This is a genomic window from Alcaligenes sp. NLF5-7 (assembly GCF_024266725.1).
In the GTDB taxonomy this organism is placed as follows: domain Bacteria; phylum Pseudomonadota; class Gammaproteobacteria; order Burkholderiales; family Burkholderiaceae_B; genus Alcaligenes; species Alcaligenes phenolicus.
Genome location: NZ_CP100755.1, coordinates 3,851,449 through 3,869,887, shown reverse-complemented (window position 1 = coordinate 3,869,887; position 18,439 = coordinate 3,851,449). Strand labels below are relative to the sequence as shown.

Sequence of the window (18,439 nt, the reverse complement as noted above, 5' to 3'; positions counted from 1 at the left end):
AAAAGTCGATATGGCTCGCAAGCCCTCTGCCCCACACCTTGAACAGCTAGATGAGCAAGTTACCCAGGGCATCGCTACGCCGATAACCGATCGCGTGAATGTTCAACCAGCCATTCTGAACGGTATGACGGTCGATGAAGCACAAATCATCGGTCTGATCTCCGTCGTGGTGTGTCTGCTGCTGGGCTTAGTACTGCTGGCCATAACCGGCTTCTGGCAAACACTTCTGGCCATCATGCTATTTGGACCATTAGTCATTTTGTGGTTTGCCTCTAAATACCTGGCTGGACTTAAGCGCAACCGTCCTGACGGCTATTACAACCAGGCTATGCACCACTGGATGGCCTCTCGTGGGTGGGTGAAAGCCAAATTCATCCGCCACAACGGTTATTGGAGCTTGGGCCGGACCTTGCCCTTTAGCTTGTCCACATCATTCAACCCTAAACCGTCCCGTCAGAACGTTGTTTCTACGGGCGAAACGGCCATCCCCTCTTCTTGCGCTGCTCAAGGTGTGACACCGATAGCGGATAAAGCGAGCAACAACGTATGAGTTCAAAATATTTAAACGCCCTGGCCACTGTTCAGGCGACAAATAAAAGACTGGGCGCACTTGTTTTAGTTGTCGCCGCACTTGGGGCTGTGGGTATGTACTTTGCTGCCCGCACACCGCATCGAATCGACGTCAACCTGCACCCCAACATTCAAGGTGGGGACGTTGTCACCGTAACCGACGGTCAGTCGCCGGTCCCTGACGTCAATGTGTATGGCTTTGCCTACTACATCTGGCAGCAGGTCAACCGCTGGCAAGCCGACGGGTACAAGGACTACGGCAAGCAAATCTACTACTACCAGGCCTACATCACCCCGTCTTGTCGCGCTCAGCTAGAGAACGACATGAACACAAGAGATAGAGCCGGTGAGTTGCGATCACGCACACGCATCATGACCGAGATTCCAGGGTTTGGGTTTTCACCCAGACGAGTCATTTCGCAAGGCACCAACACCTGGACAGTACTGCTCGACATGCAATTGCAAGAGACATTTCGTGGCCAGCAAATCAAAGACATCTACATCCGGTATCCGATGCGTGTCGTGAAATATGACGTCGACCCCGAGAAAAACCCGTGGAAGCTGGCCATTGATTGTTATGGCAACAACCGCCCAGCCCGCTTGAACCCTGACGAAGTCGCCGCCGTTCAAAAGAACAATCAGAGCCCTGACCTGCCTTCTGAATCAGAGATCATCCCTGCGACGCTGCCAGGCACCGTCAGCGACCCGGCCACCAACGTGACCGACCCCGCTCCGACGCCTATCCAGGTGCGTCCCGTCCAACCACAAAGCGAGTGAGATTGTCATCCATGAAAGCCATTCTTAGCATTCGCAAAACAGCTCTGGCCTGCGCTCTTTTAGGACTGGCCCAGTACGCACAGGCGCAAGTGCGAGACTTGGGACCAAACTTGGAGAGCGTGCCAGCTGATCTCATTGCTCCAGATCCTGGCAGCACAAACCCACCTGCCAATGTGGCCCCCACTACAACTGCACTTGGGAATAATCCGCCCGACCTGGGAGAGATCCCCGATCTCGGCACCCCATCATCGAACACTGAGTATCAGTACTCTGGCAGCAATGGGATGAGTGGCCAGTCAATGCCGCTCAGTGCCGTGGATGCTGCGATTCAGCAGGCAGCGGAAAACCAAGACGAAACAGGCAAAACCATCCGCAAGCCACCGCAGAACAAGCCACATGGAGTCGAGCGGGCCGTGTTTGATCGTGCTCCTGTGCGCGCCCCGCTTCCCGTGGGTATTGAACGCATGATCACTTTGCCGGCGCCTGCCGCCCTGCATGTGCCCTCGGATATGTCCAAGATTGCACGAATCGAAGTCATTGATCGCACGATGTACATCACGGCGCTGCAGCAGTTCACACCCGTGCGAATCATTGCCGAACTCATTGATTCCGGGCAGCAAATTCCCTTCGATCTGCTTGCCGACAGCACGACAGCCAGTGCTCGTAGTGAACTGCAGGTTTTTGTCGTGGCCTCCTCATCACCTGGTGCAGGAAGAATTGACGGTGATGGCCCCGCCTCCCAAGCGGCTGCTCAAGCGACCAGCATGGCCAATGAACACACATTGAGCCAGCAAATGGCGGAATCAGCCCCCACAGACATGGTTCAGCTTACTCGCTACGCCGCACGCCAGCTGTATGCCCCCAAGCGGCTGGCCGCGCCACTCTCAGGTGTACAGCAGGTCGAAGTCACGTCCGAGCCAATTGCCAACCTAATACGCGGCGTCAATGTTGTATCAACCCCCGTTGGTCAGTGGCGTTCTGGCCAGCTCTATGTGACAGCCGTCCTCATCAAGAACCGATCACACCACCCCTTGGAAATTCCCCTGGAGCAAGTGCGCGGGCAATGGATTGCAGCAACCGCGCAGCATGGGCGGATTGGTTCAGCCGGTTCCGAGACGGATACCACCGCCATTTATTTGGTGTGCCAGCGCCGATTTGAAGCCTGCCGCTAATAAAGGAACAACAGTATGAGCAGCACGTCTAGCAACAAACTGATCCCCATCCTCGGTGGTGTCGCCGTCCTGATCGTGAGCGTAGTGATATACAAGCAGTTTTCAGGTTCAGGATCCTCTCAAGACCCGGTACTGACCTCCATTCCGACACCTGAAAGTGCCACACTGCCCACAGCGCAAGGAGCGGACAATGACAACGCCGCTGAAACCTTGCGCACCGTCACCGCCAGCAATGAACAATTGCGGCGTGATGTGGCACGCGTGATTGAAATGAACAATCAACTCATCGCTGAGAATAAGCGCATGGGCGGTGCTAATGCGACGGTTTCACGTCGCATCGAACAAGAGCAGCGTGACACGCTCAATCTGGACGGACCCCGTACGGACTCGATCGATCCGAGCGGCGACGAGACTGGTGCCAAAAGCGCAGTCAACCTGACATTGCAGCGCGGCTCCGAGGCGGTTGATACATTTTCACGCGCCTTTCAAATGGGCATGTCGCCTGCCCGTTCTGAAACAGAAGCTGCCAATCGAGCGGCCCAAGCTAGAACGACTCCGCTGCGGCCTCATCAATCAACGCCCATGGGAACACAAGCGACCACGGCAACTGTTGCCTCATCCGGCCCGTACCGTGTATTGCCTCCCATGGGGTACAGCGCGATAACGGAGTCCGAACGTGGCCGCAATGGCAATGATGGTCCAGCCATAACGCGCTATATCCGTACCAGTGGTAACCAAGCCTATACGAATAGTTCAATTGGCTCTCTAACATCATCAAACGTGGCACAGACCCGGTCAGCACCACAAGCCGCCAAGCCTGAACCGATTCCGTACTTCACAGTGCCCGAGAACTCAACACTGGTTGGCGCTGTTTCTATGACCAGCCTCATCGGTCGGGTGCCGATTGATGGACGTGTGACTGATCCAATGCAATTTAAGGCGATCGTCGGACGAGACAACCTGGCGGCCAATGGCTTTGAGTTACCTGCCGACATTGAAGGCATGATCGTGACGGGTGTGGCAATTGGCGATATGGCGCTGTCATGCTCAGAAGGAAAAGTGCGCTCGGTCACCTTTGTCTTTAATGACGGCACGGTTCGCACCATCTCTGAGCGCTCCAAAGGCGGCGGTAATGCCAACGTCAATGGTGGCGGCAGCACCCAAGACCTGGGCTACATCTCCGACGTTCACGGCAACCCCTGCATTCCCGGCAAATTCGTCACCAATGCCCCGGCCTATTTGGCTGACCTGGCCATGCTCAAGGGGCTGGATGTCGCCGCACAAGCTTACTCCGATGCCCAGCGCACCGTCTCCAACAACCTGGGCACGGGCAATACCACCTCTCAAATCACCGGCTCACGCAGTGGCTACGCCATGGGGCAAGCGGCCTCTGGCGCAACCAATGAGATCGTCGCCTGGATGACCTCCCGCCTCAAGAATAGTTTCGACGCCGTTGTAACCCCGGCTGGCAAGCAAATAGTCATTCACCTAGATAAAGAACTGCAAATTGACAAGATGCCCAACGCCCGCAAGCTGGTGTACCGCCAGCAAGGGACGCAGCAGCTTTCTCGTGGAGCACATTATGGTCTGGAATAACACTGCCCAACGCCTGGCGCTGGCTCTAATCACCACCGCCATGTTCAGCGGTTGCACCGTCATGATGGATCGCGAATCCCCGCTCAATGAGGTCACCAAGGACTCGCCAACGGTGCTGGACGTCTACCGAGGTACTGATTATCGAAACGAAGCGACTCGTCAGTCGCGTATTACCCCCCAGGAGCGGATGCGCGAGCGCACGCAAGCCAGACCGATCAATGCGGGCGATGAGTTGACACAGCGATATTGGTCAGCCATTGAACCCATGAATCAACGCTTTGCTCGTTTGCCCAACCCTGACCTGGTAATGGTGGTGTTCCCCCACCTAGCCAAGGGCCAGTATCCGGTTCCAGGTTACGTAACTGTCTTCCCGATGTACGACCAGACGCAGTATGCGCTACCTGGTGAAGTCACCCAAGATTTGCTGCAGTGGCGAGGTGACTACTTTGAAGCTAAATCCAGCGCCAAGAAAAAGGGAGGCGCAGATGATCGCTAATGTGGCCAGCTTGTTCGGATTCACGCGTCAACGTGCAGCGCAACCAGGCAGCAAACGCACGCCTCGATCTCCTCAAGTCACTGCAAAGGCATCGTCTCCTGGCCAGACCGTCGCAGACCGTCGACGTATGGCCCTGCGGCCACCTTCGTTTACCGACATGCTGCCCTATATCAGCTATGCCCCTGATGAACGCATTTTCGTGTTGCGTGATGGCAATACGCTCGGTGCACTGTTTGAGCTCTCTCCGATTGCGACCGAGGCCATGCCTATCGAAATTCTGAATGAGCACGCCCAGAAGATTCAGGAGGCCTTGCAAGCCATGCCATCGGTCAACGGCGCACCGTGGATCGCACAGTTTTTTGTCAATGATGACCGTAACCTGGATCATCTTAATGACACCTTTACCGACTATATCCTGGAGCAACATAAGGACGATGGCCTGGGCCAGGAGATCCTGAACTCGCCGTTTACCCAGGCAGTATTGGATGAGGTGCGCTCGCACCTGTCGAATGTCTCGCAACCCAATGGCCTATTCACCGATACGCTTGTCACTGGTCAAGTCTGGCGCGGGCAAATCCGCCGTGTTCGTTGTTGCCTGTATCGTCGATTTGGCGGCGCAGCCGATGATCCACAAACGCCGGTGCAGCAAATCGAGTCGGTGGCCAACACCATCATGGCCACGTTTTCCGAGGCCGGTGTGGCCGTTCGCCGCTGTACCGGCAAAGACCTCTATGAGTGGCTACTGCCGTTTTTTAACCGTGATCTGCCTTGGGCGCCAGGCACGCAAATGATGCGTGAATTACCCTACCCCGGCGACACCCCGTTGACCAACGACGAGGATACGCCCATTTTTGGATGGGACTTGTCAGAGCTATTGAGCATCAATGAGCCTCGTTCGGACCTGGAACAGGGGTTATTTGAGTTTGATGGCGTACCGGTCAAAGCGCTGACTTTGCAAAATATGCGCAAACAGCCAGAAATCGGACACTTCACGGCCGAACTAGCCAATGGCAAAGAACGATTTGCACGTTTTGATCGGCTTCCTCCCGGTTCGATGCTTTCAGTGTCCATTACCATCGCGCCGCAGCACATCGTCGAGTCACAAATTGAGCGGATCCGGGATGCATCACGCGCTAAGACGGCGCAGGCCATTGAAACCTACCGGGAGTGCTCCAACGTTTTGAATGAGATAGTTCGGGGCAACCACCTATTTCCAATGATGGTGACCCTGTACGCGACCGCCACCAGCACGGATGAACTCGATAGCAACATCAACACAATTAATGCGCTGTTGATCCCATCGGGCCTGAAGTTCATCAGTAATCAGCATGACCTGGTCCCGCTGGACACATTCATGCGGGCGCTGCCGTTTAACTATGACCCCGCTTTCGATAACCAGGTACTTCGTCGATCCCGTCTGACATTCGCCTCTCATATTGCGCGCCTCTTACCACTGTATGGCCGTGCCCGTGGCACACCCCACCCTGGCATGTGGTTCTGGAATCGCGGCGGCGAACCCTTGTTTGTGGATCCGCTCAACAAACGCGATCGTAAAAAGAACGCACATATGTTGGTGCTGGGGCCGACAGGAGCCGGTAAATCGGCAACCTTGAACTACATCGCCATGATGACGATGGCCATTCATCGGCCACGACTGGTGATTGTCGATGCAGGGAACTCCTTCGGCCTTTTGGTTGATTTTTTTAAAGACAGAGGGTTATCGACCTACAAAGTAGAACTTAACAGTAGTGCAAAAGTGTCATTGCCACCGTTCGTCCATGCGTACCAACTGCTAGACGATAGCGAGGTGATGGAGAGCTTCGTGGCGGCTGAGCAGCAGGCACGAAGCAACGCAGGCCTGCCCGACGACGAGCTGCTCAATGCCCTGCTCGGAGACGATGACGAGCCGTCCTCTGACAGCGTGTCCTTTCATGAAACGTTCCAGGCCAGACAAGAAGACGACGAGCAGGACGACGAACTGGATAAAAGGGACTTGCTGGGCGAGATGCTGATTGCCGCGATCCTGATGATCACAGGCGGTGAAGCGGACGAAGTCGCACAGATGAGTCGAGCCGACCGGTACTTGGTATCACGCGCCATCATCATGGCCGCGATCAGTTGCAAAGAACGGGGAGCCAAGCACCCGTTGACACAAGATGTGGCCCTGCAGCTGATGCACATGAATAAGGACCAGACCATGTCACCGGCGCGGCGTGCACGCGCCGAAGAAATGGGTCAGTCCATGATGACCTTCACCCAGGCGCTGCGAGGCAAATTATTCAATCGAGAGGGACAGGATTGGCCAGATGCAGACGTCACTCTGGTCGAAATGGGTACGCTCACTCAAGACGGCTATGAAGATGCCTTAGCAGTTGCGTACACAAGCCTCATCGACTCAGTACAGTCCCGTGCCGAGCTGAACCAACACTCTGGTCGCCCGATGGTCTTTCTCACTGACGAGGGCCACTTGATCACAACCAATGAGCTGCTTGGCCCCAAGATAGCCAAGGGCACCAAAATGTGGCGCAAATTCAATACCTGGTTCTGGCTTGCCACACAAAACCTCAAAGACTTCCCCGACTCCATGGAGCGCGTGCTCTCGATGTGTGAGTACTGGATGCTGCTGACCATGGACAAAGCGGAGATCGAAGAAGTGGTGCGGTTTCGGTCGCTCACTAACGAACAGCGAGCCATGATGGAATCCGCCCAAAAGGAGCCCCCGAAATACACGGAAGGGGTTCTGATATCTGCGACCGGCCAGATGCTCTTTCGCAACGTTCCTCCTGCTCTTCCCATTGCGTTAGCCATGACTGAGGGCCATGAGAAAGCACACCGACGTCGCCTGATGGAAAAGCATGGGATCAACGAAATGGGGGCTGCTCAAATGGTGGCACAAGAGCTGGCGCGGAGTCGCTCATGACTAAGACACGCTCATTTTTCATCGCCGCCTCTCGTCTTGCAGCTCGCATGGTATTGCTGCCTGCACTTTCTGCCGTTGTCACCCCATCGTTTGCGCAACAGTTTGGCCAGGATCTGTATGCAGGCGTCATGACCGTAGAGGTGTTTGCCAATACCGCCATGCCAATCACCCCGACTACGTCTCCTCACTATGCTCTTTCCATCTATCGCTTGGATGCGATGAGTAATCTCGAAGCTCAGATGAATGAAGGTATGCCACAAGACGAAGCAGAAGCACGTCTATGGGTTGCCAACAATGAAGCCCGCTTACGACAAATGATCCAACCCATGGTCGCGAGTGCCGTTAACGGCCTGGCACGCGCACAGCGTTATCAGATTGACCGATTACCAGCGGTGGTCATCAACCAGCGCTATGTAGTCTTTGGCTATGTCGACGTTGACCAGGCGCTAATGGCCTGGCGTGACAGCCAAAATTAAGGGGCGCTCATGTCAATCACTACTTTGCGCTTTAGGCACATGCTGGCGATTAGTTTGCTGGTGCTGGCCACCGCGCTGCGGCCTGTTCCAGCAACAGCTGCCACAACCACGGCGGGCGTCGTCACCAATACGGTCGCAGCACTACCCAGCTGCACATCCTATCAGGTCAAAGGCATTTGCGTCTGGCTGGTTTGCATCCCGCTCATTGGCTGCTTCATCCGGACGTCGGTTCGGGTTGCACATTACGTGCCCGATGTCGTGATCAGCACCTACAACGATCCTCTGGCTCACCCTTGGGCTGAGGTGGGTAAGCCATTGGCGACAGCTATATCTTCAGTGGGATCAGCCGTAGTCGGCGCCCCGATCGACGCATCAGCAGGAACACAGCGCGAGGGCACAGAGGTGACTACCTATAAAAGTGCGGACGCCATTGGCAACCCCGCAGGCTTGATTGCCAGCATCGCCAGCGGCTACATCCCTAGCTTTGGCAGTTCATTCCAGTTTCCGGGCTATAGCGAATTGTTGGCTTTTACTCGCACAGAACTGCCTCGTATCGCGCAGTCTTGGAGGCAAGTTCCTCAGCAACTGGGCAACGAGTTTATTGAAGCAGCCCGTGCCATGACCAATGCACCAGCAGACATCATTTCCTCCGTCTCTGCATTTCCGGCAAAACTTGGCGAGCTGAGCTCATCGATTGGAAATTTGAGCAATGTCTTTGGTGGAAGCGTCAGCACCCAAGCCATTGGCTTGTCCGGCGTCGATATGGTGGGGGCCGATTTGGGGCCAATCCGGGACATGGTGCAACTCGCTCAAAATCTGGGTGCCTCCGGTGGGCTATCTGAGATGTTCTGCCCCGGCTCAGCGTCGGTGTTCAATCTGCATTTTCAGTCAGACATGGACGCGATGAGCTGGCGAGGGTTTTGGCCGCTAGAGATGCTCTACCCCCAATCATGGGTGCTTGGTACAGGAGAAGTAAGCACCTCGCCACTTTCCACCACCTGGGGCCCTATCTACCCACGCAATGGCGAGCTTGTGCAGTCACACCCTGTAAAGGCCTCCGCCGTTCTGGCCACGCGTGTCGGAAGCATCATCTCGCAATCGGCACAGCCCCACATTTACAAGCGTCTGCAACCCGGTAGTGGCTACAAGTACTTCCCTACCTCCAAGCCTACTACCTGGCAAATGATCTACCCGAGCGCTCAGCGGTCCTGCATGACCTTTGGTGCTGATGACTCTCTGAGCCTAGCCAGCTTTGGCGATTACAAGACAGACGGTGCCGACGGCTACATGTGGAACATGTGGAACCACTACGACTGCTGCCGCATCCGTGGTGAGTTTCTGTACAGCATTCCTTAAGCGAAGGACGACTATCTATGCAACAACCACAACGCCCCTTCTCACTGCGCTTGAAACCAGCCGCCATGCTGCTGGCTCTTGCGTTGATTTCGATGAGCGTCATGGACGACGCCTACGCACAGCCCGTACGCGGCTCCTCGCTGTATTACCGAATGGGAGGCGGGTCGCCCGGCGGCTCTGCCAATTATCGCGGCCAGGTCGCACACAATCTAGGCTTTGGCGCAAATGCCAGGCTGAATTATTCATGTGGCAAATTTGATATAGGCCTATCTTGGGCCAATATCATGAATAACCTCAACAACCTGGGCCAGACGGTGACTGGGGCAATTCAATCTGGTATCGCCGCTCTCCCCTTATACGTCTTGCAACGCGCACAGCCAGGCCTGTATCAGATTTTCCAAAACTATTCGCAGAAAGTGGATCTCCTGCTTGGTGCCAGCCTTAAATCCTGCGAAGAGATGGAGGCAATGGTTAAAGCGGGCCAGAACCCCTATGAAGATTGGATCAAGATGGCCAAAGGCGAAGGCTGGAAGATCAAGGCCTCTGCGCAAGGTGATATTTACCAGGCGAAAATCGACATTGAGAAAAATGAAGAGGCAAACAAAGCTGGAGTGCCATGGGTTTTTGGCCAGAATGCCGGGGGTGTAGGAGGCCGACCCATTGAGCCGGTGCGAGATCTCTCTGTGGCGGGCTATAACGCTACCCTCAACAAACCAATCACCGCACCGGAAACCACGGACTACAGTAATTCACCTGCCGAGAAAAACTCTCGCCTGGTTCGTGCGTTTAAATCGCCGGCAGAACTTGCCCAATGGACAACCGAAGTCCTGGGGGATCAGAAGGTCTATACCTGCGGGCAACATCACTGCCCCGCCCCAACCACGGTCGTGACCTCCAGCGGCCTGGGCCCCAAATATGAAGCTGAAGTCGATTTCGTCCAGCCCAAGCTAGAAGCAATGGCCAACCCATCGAACTCGGCCACGTATGCCGATCTCGCAGAAATCTCAGCTCCTGGCTTTGCCGTGTCTCCCCAGTTGCTTGACTCATTACGGGCTATGCCGCCTGACACCCGCAGCATCGCTGTGAACCGCATTGCTCAGGAAATGGCGATGCACCGGGTGATCAATAAAGCGTTGGTGGCGCGTAGCGTGTTGATGACCGGCCTGACATTACCGGAGGTGACGGCCGCAGGAGATGCCATCCAAAACACCCAGGCCTCGGTCGATCGCTTAAGTGGCTACATTGACGACTTGATGTATGAGGCTCGGATCCGTAAGGATCTGACGTCCCAGACGGCCTTGTCAATCATCAACACCCAGTCCGCCATTGACACTCAATCACTGAACGTACCGGGCGGCAACCCTGTTGATCCTGCCCCAGCAGTGGGTGGACGGGTGCCTGGACTATGACCCAAGGCTCTCTCACCAATAAACGCAGCTGGCTGTGGCGAGCCTTGGTATGGGTCGCCATCGGTATGGCCGGATTTCTGCTGCTCATTGGGCTGCTCGGCGCACTAGCACAGTCATTTATCGGCCAGGAACATAAACTCCTGACCCTTCTTGAGGGAACGTCGTCAGTGCGAGATATCGGTGCTATCGCTCAATGTGTGGCAACACTACTCATGATCGGGCGCTGGCCAGCCGTCGTTCGCTGGCTTCAAGCCAGACACATTGTTCAAGAATTCGAATATGACGCCGTGCTGGCCAGCCGCCGCAAGGTGGCCGCATTTATCACACTGTACTTAATCTTGATCCCGATTGGCCTCGACCGTATCTGGCGCTTGGCAACAGCGCTCATGACGGCTTAGGTGGGGGAATAAGCCATGCAACTAGACAGTTACCTCGAACTCTTTACCACTTTCTACGGGTGGGCTTTTGCCAATATTTTTGGCGAGATCGTGACCGGCACCGGCTTGGTCGTCATCCCCTTTCTTGTGGTAATCCTCAATGCCTGGCGCGAAGCTGGCCAGCGGGGAATGCAAGACATCGGCGTTATGGGGGTCATCAAAAGCGTACAAACGCAGCTCATCGTCATGTTGTTTGTGATGTCGGTCTGCTTTTTCACTTCGCCCATCACAAGCCTAACGTATGCGCGCTTGTCGTACGTGCCTCCTCCTTCGATTGATAACCCTAACCCTGTAGAGGCAACGCCTGGAGCCAGTGACAGCACCTACGATACGGCACTACGCGACGCTATTGATGGAAGCATGAGCCAGGCCAGCGGGCTGAGTAACGTGCCCCTATGGTGGTATTCCATCATGTCCATCAGCTCTGGGATCAACAATGCCTTTCGCAATGGCATGAATAACTCCGGCTCTGATATGCGGGTTCTGGAGGATATGGCCAAGAATGCCACAATCGAAGACCCCGCGTTGCTCGGTGATGTGCAACGGTTTTATAGCGAATGCTTTATCCCGGCACGCAGTCAGTATCTGCGCAGCGATCGCAGCAGAATCAGTGCATCAGGTGCCTCGATCTTGGCAGAATCCAATACCGACTATGGGCCAACTGATGTGGATTGGATGGGCAGCCAGTTTTTCAGAACTGAGCCTGGGTATTACGCCTCCATGCGCAGTCGTGCTCCAGTAACTGGTTTTGCGATCGATTACTCCCGCGATACGGAGTACTACGACCCATCGAGCGACGTGGATCCACAAGTCACCGGCGCTGTAAACCCAGAGTTTGGACGCCCAACCTGCAAGCAATGGTGGGAGGATCGGCTACGAGAAAAGCTGATCGATGGAAGCCCTGGGGTGCGAGCGTTCGCATCCAGAGCAGCGAACGTTCTCACCTTTACGTCGTTCGACAAACAAAAAGATGAAGTGGCTCGTCTGGCGTCAACCGCAGCCAATCCAGTCTTTGTCGATTTCGATCAAATGATGGGCACCCCTTATGATGCTGCCACAATCGCGGGTCGAACGATAACGGGCGCTGGGAGCACGCTCGGTGTAGGAGGCGCAGCTTTCATGGCCAGCATGGCATGGATGCCATTGGTGACCTCGTTACCGATGATCCAGGCATTGGTTCTCATGGGTATCTACGCTTTTCTACCCTTGGCCACTTTGGTAAGCGGTTTCAGTCTCCGGGTATTGTTCTTAGGTGCCATGGCCATTCTTACTATCAAGATGTGGGCATCGATGTGGTACATCGCCACCTGGATCGACGGCCACCTAATTAATGCCATGTACCCTGGCGCTCTGGGCAATATATTTGTTCAAGAAGCCATGATGATCGGCAAAGGAGCGATTCCAGCAGGCTATAAACGAATGGTGCTGAACACGATTTTATTGTCGCTGTATGTCGGGCTACCGATCATTTGGTCGTCGATGATGGCGTGGGCTGGGCTAAAAGTGGCGGGTGGTATCGATAAAATGGTAAGTGAAGGAGGAAACGGAGCAGCCAATTCAGGACGACTTCCATTGTTAGGGAAATTCTTTGGTGGGAAGAAGTAACACCTCATTGTTTTCATGCAAGAAACCCAAACAAATTTTAATGTTTATGTGAACTTACACGAATATGGACTACTTTTAGCTTCAATCGCCCATGTGAAGTGCCCTTCTCTTAGTTTAGGGGCTAGAAAATGTGCGCTTCAAGAATCCGTTGGAAGAAGCTTGAAGCGCCTACTGTCTAGCCACCTCACTTAGCCATGGCAGCGAGAAAACCTACTCTTTTACGACGTCGGCCAAGAGCTCACCTACTGAACGAGCAACCACATAGCGAGTGGGATTCTCACCAGTCCCAAGCGCAGCGAAATGCGCCTTGCCACATTCTATCTTGGCACTTTCCTTGTCGCGCAGGTCGTCGGTAAACAGGCTGCTTTTGGTCTCCACCACGAAGTACAGGTGCTGGGTGCCGTCTTCTTCTTCCACCAACACGGCCCAGTCGGGGTTGTAAGAGCCCAACGGCGTAGGCACCTTAAACCAGCCTGGTAACTTGGCGTAGAGTTTGATGGCGTCGTTCTTTTCCAGCCCATCGGCAAAGTCACGCTCAATAATCGAGTCGTACACCACGTGCTCATAGATCGACTTCTGGGTATCCAGCAGCATGTTCTTGAGATAGCCGGTGAGCTCTTCCTTCTCGAACAGTTCCTGCGCATAGACATGCTGGTCACCCAGCTTCTGGTACTTGATGCCATCGACCAGGGCCAAGCGCTTGCAGCGGTTGATGGTTTCGGCAGTCAATTCGATGAACTGCTGCGGATTGCGCTTGAAGTCGTCTAGGCGGCCGCTTCCCGTCAGGATGTTGACGATGGTGCGTCGAGTGAGCTGGGTGCGATCCTGCAGGTCGGTCAGCAAATCCGGTAACTCGATATCCGCCTCGTCCAGCACCACGGTTGCCGCGCCCACTTTCTCTGTCGCGGCGACACCCGCCTTGCCGATAGAGATGTCGGCCTTGCGCCATTGCAGCCGTGCCTTGGCAATCACCGGGGCCTTCTGCAACGCTGCAATGCAATCCGTCACCAACTTGGCGTTGTCGAACTGCACGCGGTACGTTGTTTGGTGCTTGATGCGGTCCCACAGTGCCTTGAACTCGTCGCTCAGATAAACGGCCTTGCCATCCTTGCCCTTGCGCAGCGGCACTTGCCTGCGTTCATCGGCATTCTTGATATCGAGCCGGCCAGACACCTTACGCAGCACTTCAGCAATCTGAGCCTTCTGCACATCAAACTCAGGCGGCAGTTCCAAGGTGCCGTTCTTTAGCGCCGTTTTCAGTGAATCCTGTACCTTGCCCTTGGCATCAATATGGCCAGCGGCTTTCAGGTGCTCCCACAGTGCCTTTGAGTGCTCGATGCCCAACGGTGCGGCATGCCCATCAGCGCCGGTCACGGCAATGGCGGCAAATTGGTGCTGCTCCACGATGCCGAAGCGGATGCCCGTATCTTTCTCGATTTCCTTTTGCAGGTTTTCGGCAAACTGTTCGTAGTTTTCCGTGGCCACCACGGTGAGGGTGTTGACTTCAAAGCCGCGAACCCGCTCGCCATCCTGGTTGACGCACAGGCGCAGGCCGCGGCCAATAGTCTGGCGACGCTCGCGCTCGGTCTGAATGTCGCGCAAGGTGCAAATCTGGAACACGTTGGGGTTGTCCCAGCCCTCCTTGAGTGCCGAATGGGAGAAGATGAACTTCAGCGGCGTACCGAAGGACAGCAGCTTCTCTTTCTCCTTCATGATCAGGTTGTAGGCGCGCTCGGCATTCTCACGGTTGCCCGCATTGTTCTCGGCGGTGTCGGTCCAGCCGCCCTTCTTGTCGATTGAGAAATAGCCGTTGTGCACCTCCTCGACGGCTGACGCCAGGTCGATCTCGGCAAACAAGCTCTGGTAGGCTGGCAACTTGGCGGCACGACGATACTCCTCCTCGAACATCTGCGCATACACACCTTTGACCGGCTGGCCGTCCACATCGTATTGACGGTACTTGTCCACCGCATCAATGAAGAACAGGCTCAACACCTTGATCCCCATGGGCCGCAGGCGCATTTCCTTGTCTAAGTGTTCCCTGATCGTGCGGCGAATCATCTCGCGCTGTACGGCAAGCGCATCCACATCAGCGTGGGCCTCGCCCAGCTTCAAAAACACTTCGCCACCGGGGTAGCGCAGCTCCATGAACTCTTCACCTTTGGCCGTATTGATCTCGCCCACCCGGAAATCGGCGTAGATCGGCCGCTTGGCGAACTGCTCCAGATCATCGCTATCCTGCACGCCCAGAACTTCCTGCCGCTGTACGCCACTGGCCGTGGCCACGTCCAATTCGACCTTGGCACTGATGCGGCCTCGCTTGTTTTCTACCTTCAGCAGGCGCACGAAGGGTTTGTTGTGCGCATCTTCTACCGTGGCTGACGCCACCTCGATCTGCTTGACCAGTTTGCGCTCATAGGCATCCACGGCATCCAGGCGGAACACCATGTGATGCTTGTCAACATGGGTAGCGGAGTAGCGCAGCGTGCAGAGCGGGGTCATCGCATCCAATGCTTCCTTGCCACGGCCCTCCAGACCACCATCCACGCTTTGCGGCTCATCCACGATGATGATCGGCCGAGTCGCCTTGATCAGGTCAATAGGCCTCTCGCCGCCGGTCTTCTCGCTCTCTTTGTAGAGATTATTCACATCCTTCTTGTTGATGGCACCCACCGTCACCACCATGATTTGGATGTTGGAGCTGGTGGCGAAATTGCGCACCGGCCCGGGCTTGCCCGAGTCGTACAGAAAGTAATCGAAGGGCGCGCCCGCATACAAGCCTTTGAAGTGCTCCTCGGTGATTTGCAGGGTCTTGTAGACGCCTTCCTTGATGGCCACCGACGGCACTACGATCACGAACTTGGTAAAGCCGTAGCGTTTGTTCAGTTCGAAGATCGTGCGCAAATACACATAGGTCTTGCCAGTGCCGGTCTCCATTTCCACCGTAAAATCGCCGGAAGTCAGCGAACTGGAAGGCGGCAGAGCTCCACGCAATTGCACATCATTCAAGTTCTTCAGCAGTTCGTCGTCCAACAGCGTCAATCGGTTGCCAATACCGTGTCCTGTATCTTGTTTATCGAAACTCAACGCAGGCATGGTCACAGTGAACTCGGTGCGGCAGATCTCCTGACCACGGAAAAGATCGCACACGGCCTCGATGGCCTGCATTTGGTAATCAAGGTTGGGCTCAAAATGCAGCTTCATTGGCTCACCTCTTCGATCAAACGGGACTCTCTATCGTGGCGGGTACGGTCCGGATCATCTGTCGAAATCACGAGCTTGAGCTGCTCAACATAGTCCAGCGGCAAGCAGTTTTCCTGCGCACCGGCAATCACCAAGGCTTTGTACCATCCATAAGGCGTTAATGATTCATCTGTCGCCGTTGCTTGGTACGCCTTGGCAATAACTTTATTGCCGTCATGCAGAACGTGAGCCTCGATCTCTTCATATCCGTGTCCGAGCCCCTCTGCACGGTCAAGTTCTGCCTTATCTGAATCTTCAATCCGATAAAGAACACCGATGACGCGCTTGCCTTGGCAGGCGACAACATCGCATTTCCCCGAGTTGTCTTTGCTTCGCTTGTGCCAGCGAAGTTCATGATCCGGCAATTTAGCCACACCGAATGGCCTCGCAGAAGGGCAGCGCTCCCGTAGACGACCGGAAAGCATGTTCGAGCCATAAGCAAAATACAGAAAGGAATTTTCTGGCATCACAGACTCCTTATATTCTGGATGCCGTGCTGCTCCAAAATCGCAGCGAGGTTGGTCTTGGCCACGTCGTCAGCAAAGGCACTGTCGCGGAACACGCAGGTGGTATCGCCGACTGGGGCCAGTTCCTTGTGCCAAGCTATGATGCCCTGGGCGAGCGCCTCTACCTGCTCGCAGGTGATGGTCTCGGCCAGGCACGCCAGCAGCACGCCGCCGCCGATGGCATGGACGTGCAGGTCTTCAATATTGCGTTGTTCAATGGGCACGCACAGATCCAGCCCCAGCTTGAGCAGCAACTCGTAAAGCACATCGGACTCGCTACGGCCTTCGAGGAGGTGATCCTGATGGTCGAACAGTGTGGCTTCCAGATCGTCCGGTTTCGGGTTCCAGGCGCGAATATTGGAGGTGTCGAGCTTGAAGACACGGAAGCCAGTATCGCCAGCATACATCGGGTTTTCGGCTTTGACCTTGGCGGCGGCCCGACGAAGGCGTTCTTTGGTTAGCTCGGCGATGGTGCGGGGTTTTCCGAGCCCATCGCAGAAGTCCGAAGCCACCTTTTGATCTGCGGTCGTCGGGTCCAATGGCTCCGGAAGTTGCACCAATACGAATCGTCTGTTGCTTGAGTCAGCAGCATTTCGAAGCAGCGTTGCATGCCCAGAGGTTCCTGAACCTGCAAAAAAATCTAGGATGATTTCTTCCGCTTCCGTTGCCTGCTCAATGATGCTAGCTACCAGCCCGGTTGGTTTGGGGAAGGAAAACACTCCAGCACCCAGAAGACCATTAACGTCTCTCGTTCCATCTGCCGTGCTGAATTCCGTGATTACGGAACTCATATTCTTGTAAAGACTTCGCATCTCATTCAAGAACAGTTTATGACGGGGACGCCCGTCACCATTCGAAGGGAACAATATCCGTCCTTCGTCTATCTTCTGGGACATTGTCGATCTTTCGTAGCGCCACCCTTTTGGGGGGCAGCCGTAATTGATGCCCGTTTTGGGGTCAATTAGATCGTAATGAAGGTTAGGCCGAGACTCTTTCGTGGCCAGCCCGGTAAGGTCAGCACTTCGCCACGGCCCCCTAGGATCATTGTCTAGATTCGAAAACTTATCTATATCCTTTTCAGATCCACGAAGAGCCACTTGATCGCCCCGTGAGTAGCAAACGATGTACTCATGATCGGTAGAAACGCCCGTTTTCGCTCGTGTGTCTTCACTCACCCGAGACTTCCACACGAGCTGCGCAACGAAGTTCTCCTCTCCAAAAATTTCATCGCACGCTCTACGTAGATTTTCCACCTCGCCGTCATCAATGCTGATGAAAATGAACCCGTTGTCCTTCAAAAGATTTCGGGCCAGCTTCAGTCTGGGGTACATCATGTTCAGCCAGTCAGTATGAAACCGCCCGCTGGCCTCGGTATTACTGCTGATCTTCTGCCCACCTTCGATTTGACCAGTCAATTCCAGATAGTTCTTGATGTTGTCCTGAAAATTGTCCGGGTACACAAAGTCCTTACCAGTGTTGTACGGCGGGTCGATGTAAATCAGTTTGACCTTGCCGGCATAGCTTTTTTGCAGGAGCTTGAGCACTTCGAGGTTGTCGCCCTCAATCATCAGGTTCTGGGTGGTCTCCCAGTCCACGCTGTCTTCCGGGCAGGGGCGCAAGGTGCCGGTGCTGGGCGTGAGCGCTAGTTGGCGGGCGCGGCGCTTGCCATGCCAGTTGAGGCCGTATTTCTCATCGGCGTCGGTCACGCTGGCATCACCCACCAGCGCCTTGAGCACGTCCACATTCACGGCCACGCCGTTCGCGCCCTCAGTAATCAATTCCGGGAACAACGCCTTGAGCTGTTCGATATTTGCCGCCACCAAGTCGGCAGACTGAGCGGCGGGGCTGGCGGTGTCGATTTTTTTCATGGTCATGG

14 protein-coding genes are annotated in these 18,439 nt (G+C 55.1%); 11 read left to right on the top strand and 3 right to left on the bottom strand.

Features of this window, described 5'->3' with window-relative positions; genetic code table 11:
• Window positions 1-10 precede the first annotated feature (10 nt).
• From MID00_RS17835 to MID00_RS17785, 11 genes are all read left to right on the top strand, one after another.
• The gene (locus MID00_RS17835; RefSeq protein ID WP_009454033.1) at window positions 11-550 is read left to right on the top strand and encodes a TIGR03750 family conjugal transfer protein; all 540 of its coding nucleotides are present in this window, start codon (window positions 11-13) and stop codon (window positions 548-550) included.
• Window positions 547-1,347, top strand: coding sequence for a PFL_4703 family integrating conjugative element protein (locus MID00_RS17830; RefSeq protein WP_254499238.1), 801 nt, complete (start codon window positions 547-549; stop codon window positions 1,345-1,347). Before MID00_RS17835 ends, MID00_RS17830 begins: the two co-directional genes overlap by 4 nt.
• Before the next feature lie 284 nt (window positions 1,348-1,631).
• Window positions 1,632-2,519, top strand: a complete 888-nt coding sequence (locus tag MID00_RS17825; RefSeq protein WP_254499237.1) for a TIGR03749 family integrating conjugative element protein — start codon at window positions 1,632-1,634, stop codon at window positions 2,517-2,519.
• Window positions 2,520-2,534: 15 nt separating this feature from the next.
• Window positions 2,535-4,115, top strand: coding sequence for a TIGR03752 family integrating conjugative element protein (locus MID00_RS17820; RefSeq protein WP_254499236.1), 1,581 nt, complete (start codon window positions 2,535-2,537; stop codon window positions 4,113-4,115).
• A complete protein-coding gene (locus MID00_RS17815) occupies window positions 4,102-4,611 on the top strand; it encodes a TIGR03751 family conjugal transfer lipoprotein (protein ID WP_088452920.1) in 510 nt (169 codons plus the stop codon). Before MID00_RS17820 ends, MID00_RS17815 begins: the two co-directional genes overlap by 14 nt.
• Window positions 4,601-7,531 (top strand): conjugative transfer ATPase, encoded by a 2,931-nt coding sequence (locus MID00_RS17810; protein WP_254499235.1) that lies wholly within the window; start codon window positions 4,601-4,603, stop codon window positions 7,529-7,531. Before MID00_RS17815 ends, MID00_RS17810 begins: the two co-directional genes overlap by 11 nt.
• Window positions 7,528-8,007 (top strand): TIGR03757 family integrating conjugative element protein, encoded by a 480-nt coding sequence (locus MID00_RS17805; protein ID WP_254499234.1) that lies wholly within the window; start codon window positions 7,528-7,530, stop codon window positions 8,005-8,007. Before MID00_RS17810 ends, MID00_RS17805 begins: the two co-directional genes overlap by 4 nt.
• A gap of 9 nt (window positions 8,008-8,016) precedes the next feature.
• Complete coding sequence (locus tag MID00_RS17800) at window positions 8,017-9,363, top strand: TraU family protein (protein WP_254499232.1); 1,347 nt, start codon at window positions 8,017-8,019, stop codon at window positions 9,361-9,363.
• A gap of 17 nt (window positions 9,364-9,380) precedes the next feature.
• Window positions 9,381-10,772: an integrating conjugative element protein gene (locus MID00_RS17795; RefSeq protein WP_254499231.1), complete on the top strand. Its 1,392-nt coding sequence runs from the start codon at window positions 9,381-9,383 to the stop codon at window positions 10,770-10,772.
• On the top strand, window positions 10,769-11,170 hold the full coding sequence (locus MID00_RS17790) for a hypothetical protein (protein ID WP_254499230.1): 402 nt from the start codon (window positions 10,769-10,771) through the stop codon (window positions 11,168-11,170). Before MID00_RS17795 ends, MID00_RS17790 begins: the two co-directional genes overlap by 4 nt.
• A 15-nt stretch (window positions 11,171-11,185) precedes the next feature.
• On the top strand, window positions 11,186-12,814 hold the full coding sequence (locus MID00_RS17785) for a conjugal transfer protein TraG N-terminal domain-containing protein (RefSeq protein WP_254499229.1): 1,629 nt from the start codon (window positions 11,186-11,188) through the stop codon (window positions 12,812-12,814).
• Window positions 12,815-13,024: 210 nt separating this feature from the next.
• On the opposite strand, the gene MID00_RS17780 is transcribed toward MID00_RS17785, so the two are convergent.
• Genes MID00_RS17780 through MID00_RS17770 form a run of 3 tightly spaced genes read right to left on the bottom strand, consistent with a single transcriptional unit; the run spans window position 13,025 to window position 18,431 of the window.
• Window positions 13,025-16,018: a type III restriction-modification system endonuclease gene (locus MID00_RS17780; protein ID WP_254499227.1), complete on the bottom strand. Its 2,994-nt coding sequence runs from the start codon at window positions 16,016-16,018 to the stop codon at window positions 13,025-13,027.
• Window positions 16,015-16,524, bottom strand: a complete 510-nt coding sequence (locus tag MID00_RS17775; protein ID WP_254499226.1) for a gamma-glutamylcyclotransferase family protein — start codon at window positions 16,522-16,524, stop codon at window positions 16,015-16,017. Before MID00_RS17775 ends, MID00_RS17780 begins: the two co-directional genes overlap by 4 nt.
• Complete coding sequence (locus MID00_RS17770) at window positions 16,524-18,431, bottom strand: site-specific DNA-methyltransferase (protein WP_254500310.1); 1,908 nt, start codon at window positions 18,429-18,431, stop codon at window positions 16,524-16,526. Before MID00_RS17770 ends, MID00_RS17775 begins: the two co-directional genes overlap by 1 nt.
• Window positions 18,432-18,439: the final 8 nt, after the last annotated feature.

Coding starts and splice junctions, on each gene's coding strand:
- MID00_RS17835 (WP_009454033.1), top strand. CDS start 11: ATGGCTCGCAAGCCCTCTGCCCCACACCTTGAACAGCTAGATGAGCAA.
- MID00_RS17805 (WP_254499234.1), top strand. CDS start 7,528: ATGACTAAGACACGCTCATTTTTCATCGCCGCCTCTCGTCTTGCAGCT.
- MID00_RS17820 (WP_254499236.1), top strand. CDS start 2,535: ATGAGCAGCACGTCTAGCAACAAACTGATCCCCATCCTCGGTGGTGTC.
- MID00_RS17795 (WP_254499231.1), top strand. CDS start 9,381: ATGCAACAACCACAACGCCCCTTCTCACTGCGCTTGAAACCAGCCGCC.
- MID00_RS17815 (WP_088452920.1), top strand. CDS start 4,102: ATGGTCTGGAATAACACTGCCCAACGCCTGGCGCTGGCTCTAATCACC.
- MID00_RS17830 (WP_254499238.1), top strand. CDS start 547: ATGAGTTCAAAATATTTAAACGCCCTGGCCACTGTTCAGGCGACAAAT.
- MID00_RS17800 (WP_254499232.1), top strand. CDS start 8,017: ATGTCAATCACTACTTTGCGCTTTAGGCACATGCTGGCGATTAGTTTG.
- MID00_RS17775 (WP_254499226.1), bottom strand. CDS start 16,524: ATGCCAGAAAATTCCTTTCTGTATTTTGCTTATGGCTCGAACATGCTT.
- MID00_RS17785 (WP_254499229.1), top strand. CDS start 11,186: ATGCAACTAGACAGTTACCTCGAACTCTTTACCACTTTCTACGGGTGG.
- MID00_RS17770 (WP_254500310.1), bottom strand. CDS start 18,431: ATGAAAAAAATCGACACCGCCAGCCCCGCCGCTCAGTCTGCCGACTTG.
- MID00_RS17825 (WP_254499237.1), top strand. CDS start 1,632: ATGAGTGGCCAGTCAATGCCGCTCAGTGCCGTGGATGCTGCGATTCAG.
- MID00_RS17780 (WP_254499227.1), bottom strand. CDS start 16,018: ATGAAGCTGCATTTTGAGCCCAACCTTGATTACCAAATGCAGGCCATC.
- MID00_RS17810 (WP_254499235.1), top strand. CDS start 4,601: ATGATCGCTAATGTGGCCAGCTTGTTCGGATTCACGCGTCAACGTGCA.
- MID00_RS17790 (WP_254499230.1), top strand. CDS start 10,769: ATGACCCAAGGCTCTCTCACCAATAAACGCAGCTGGCTGTGGCGAGCC.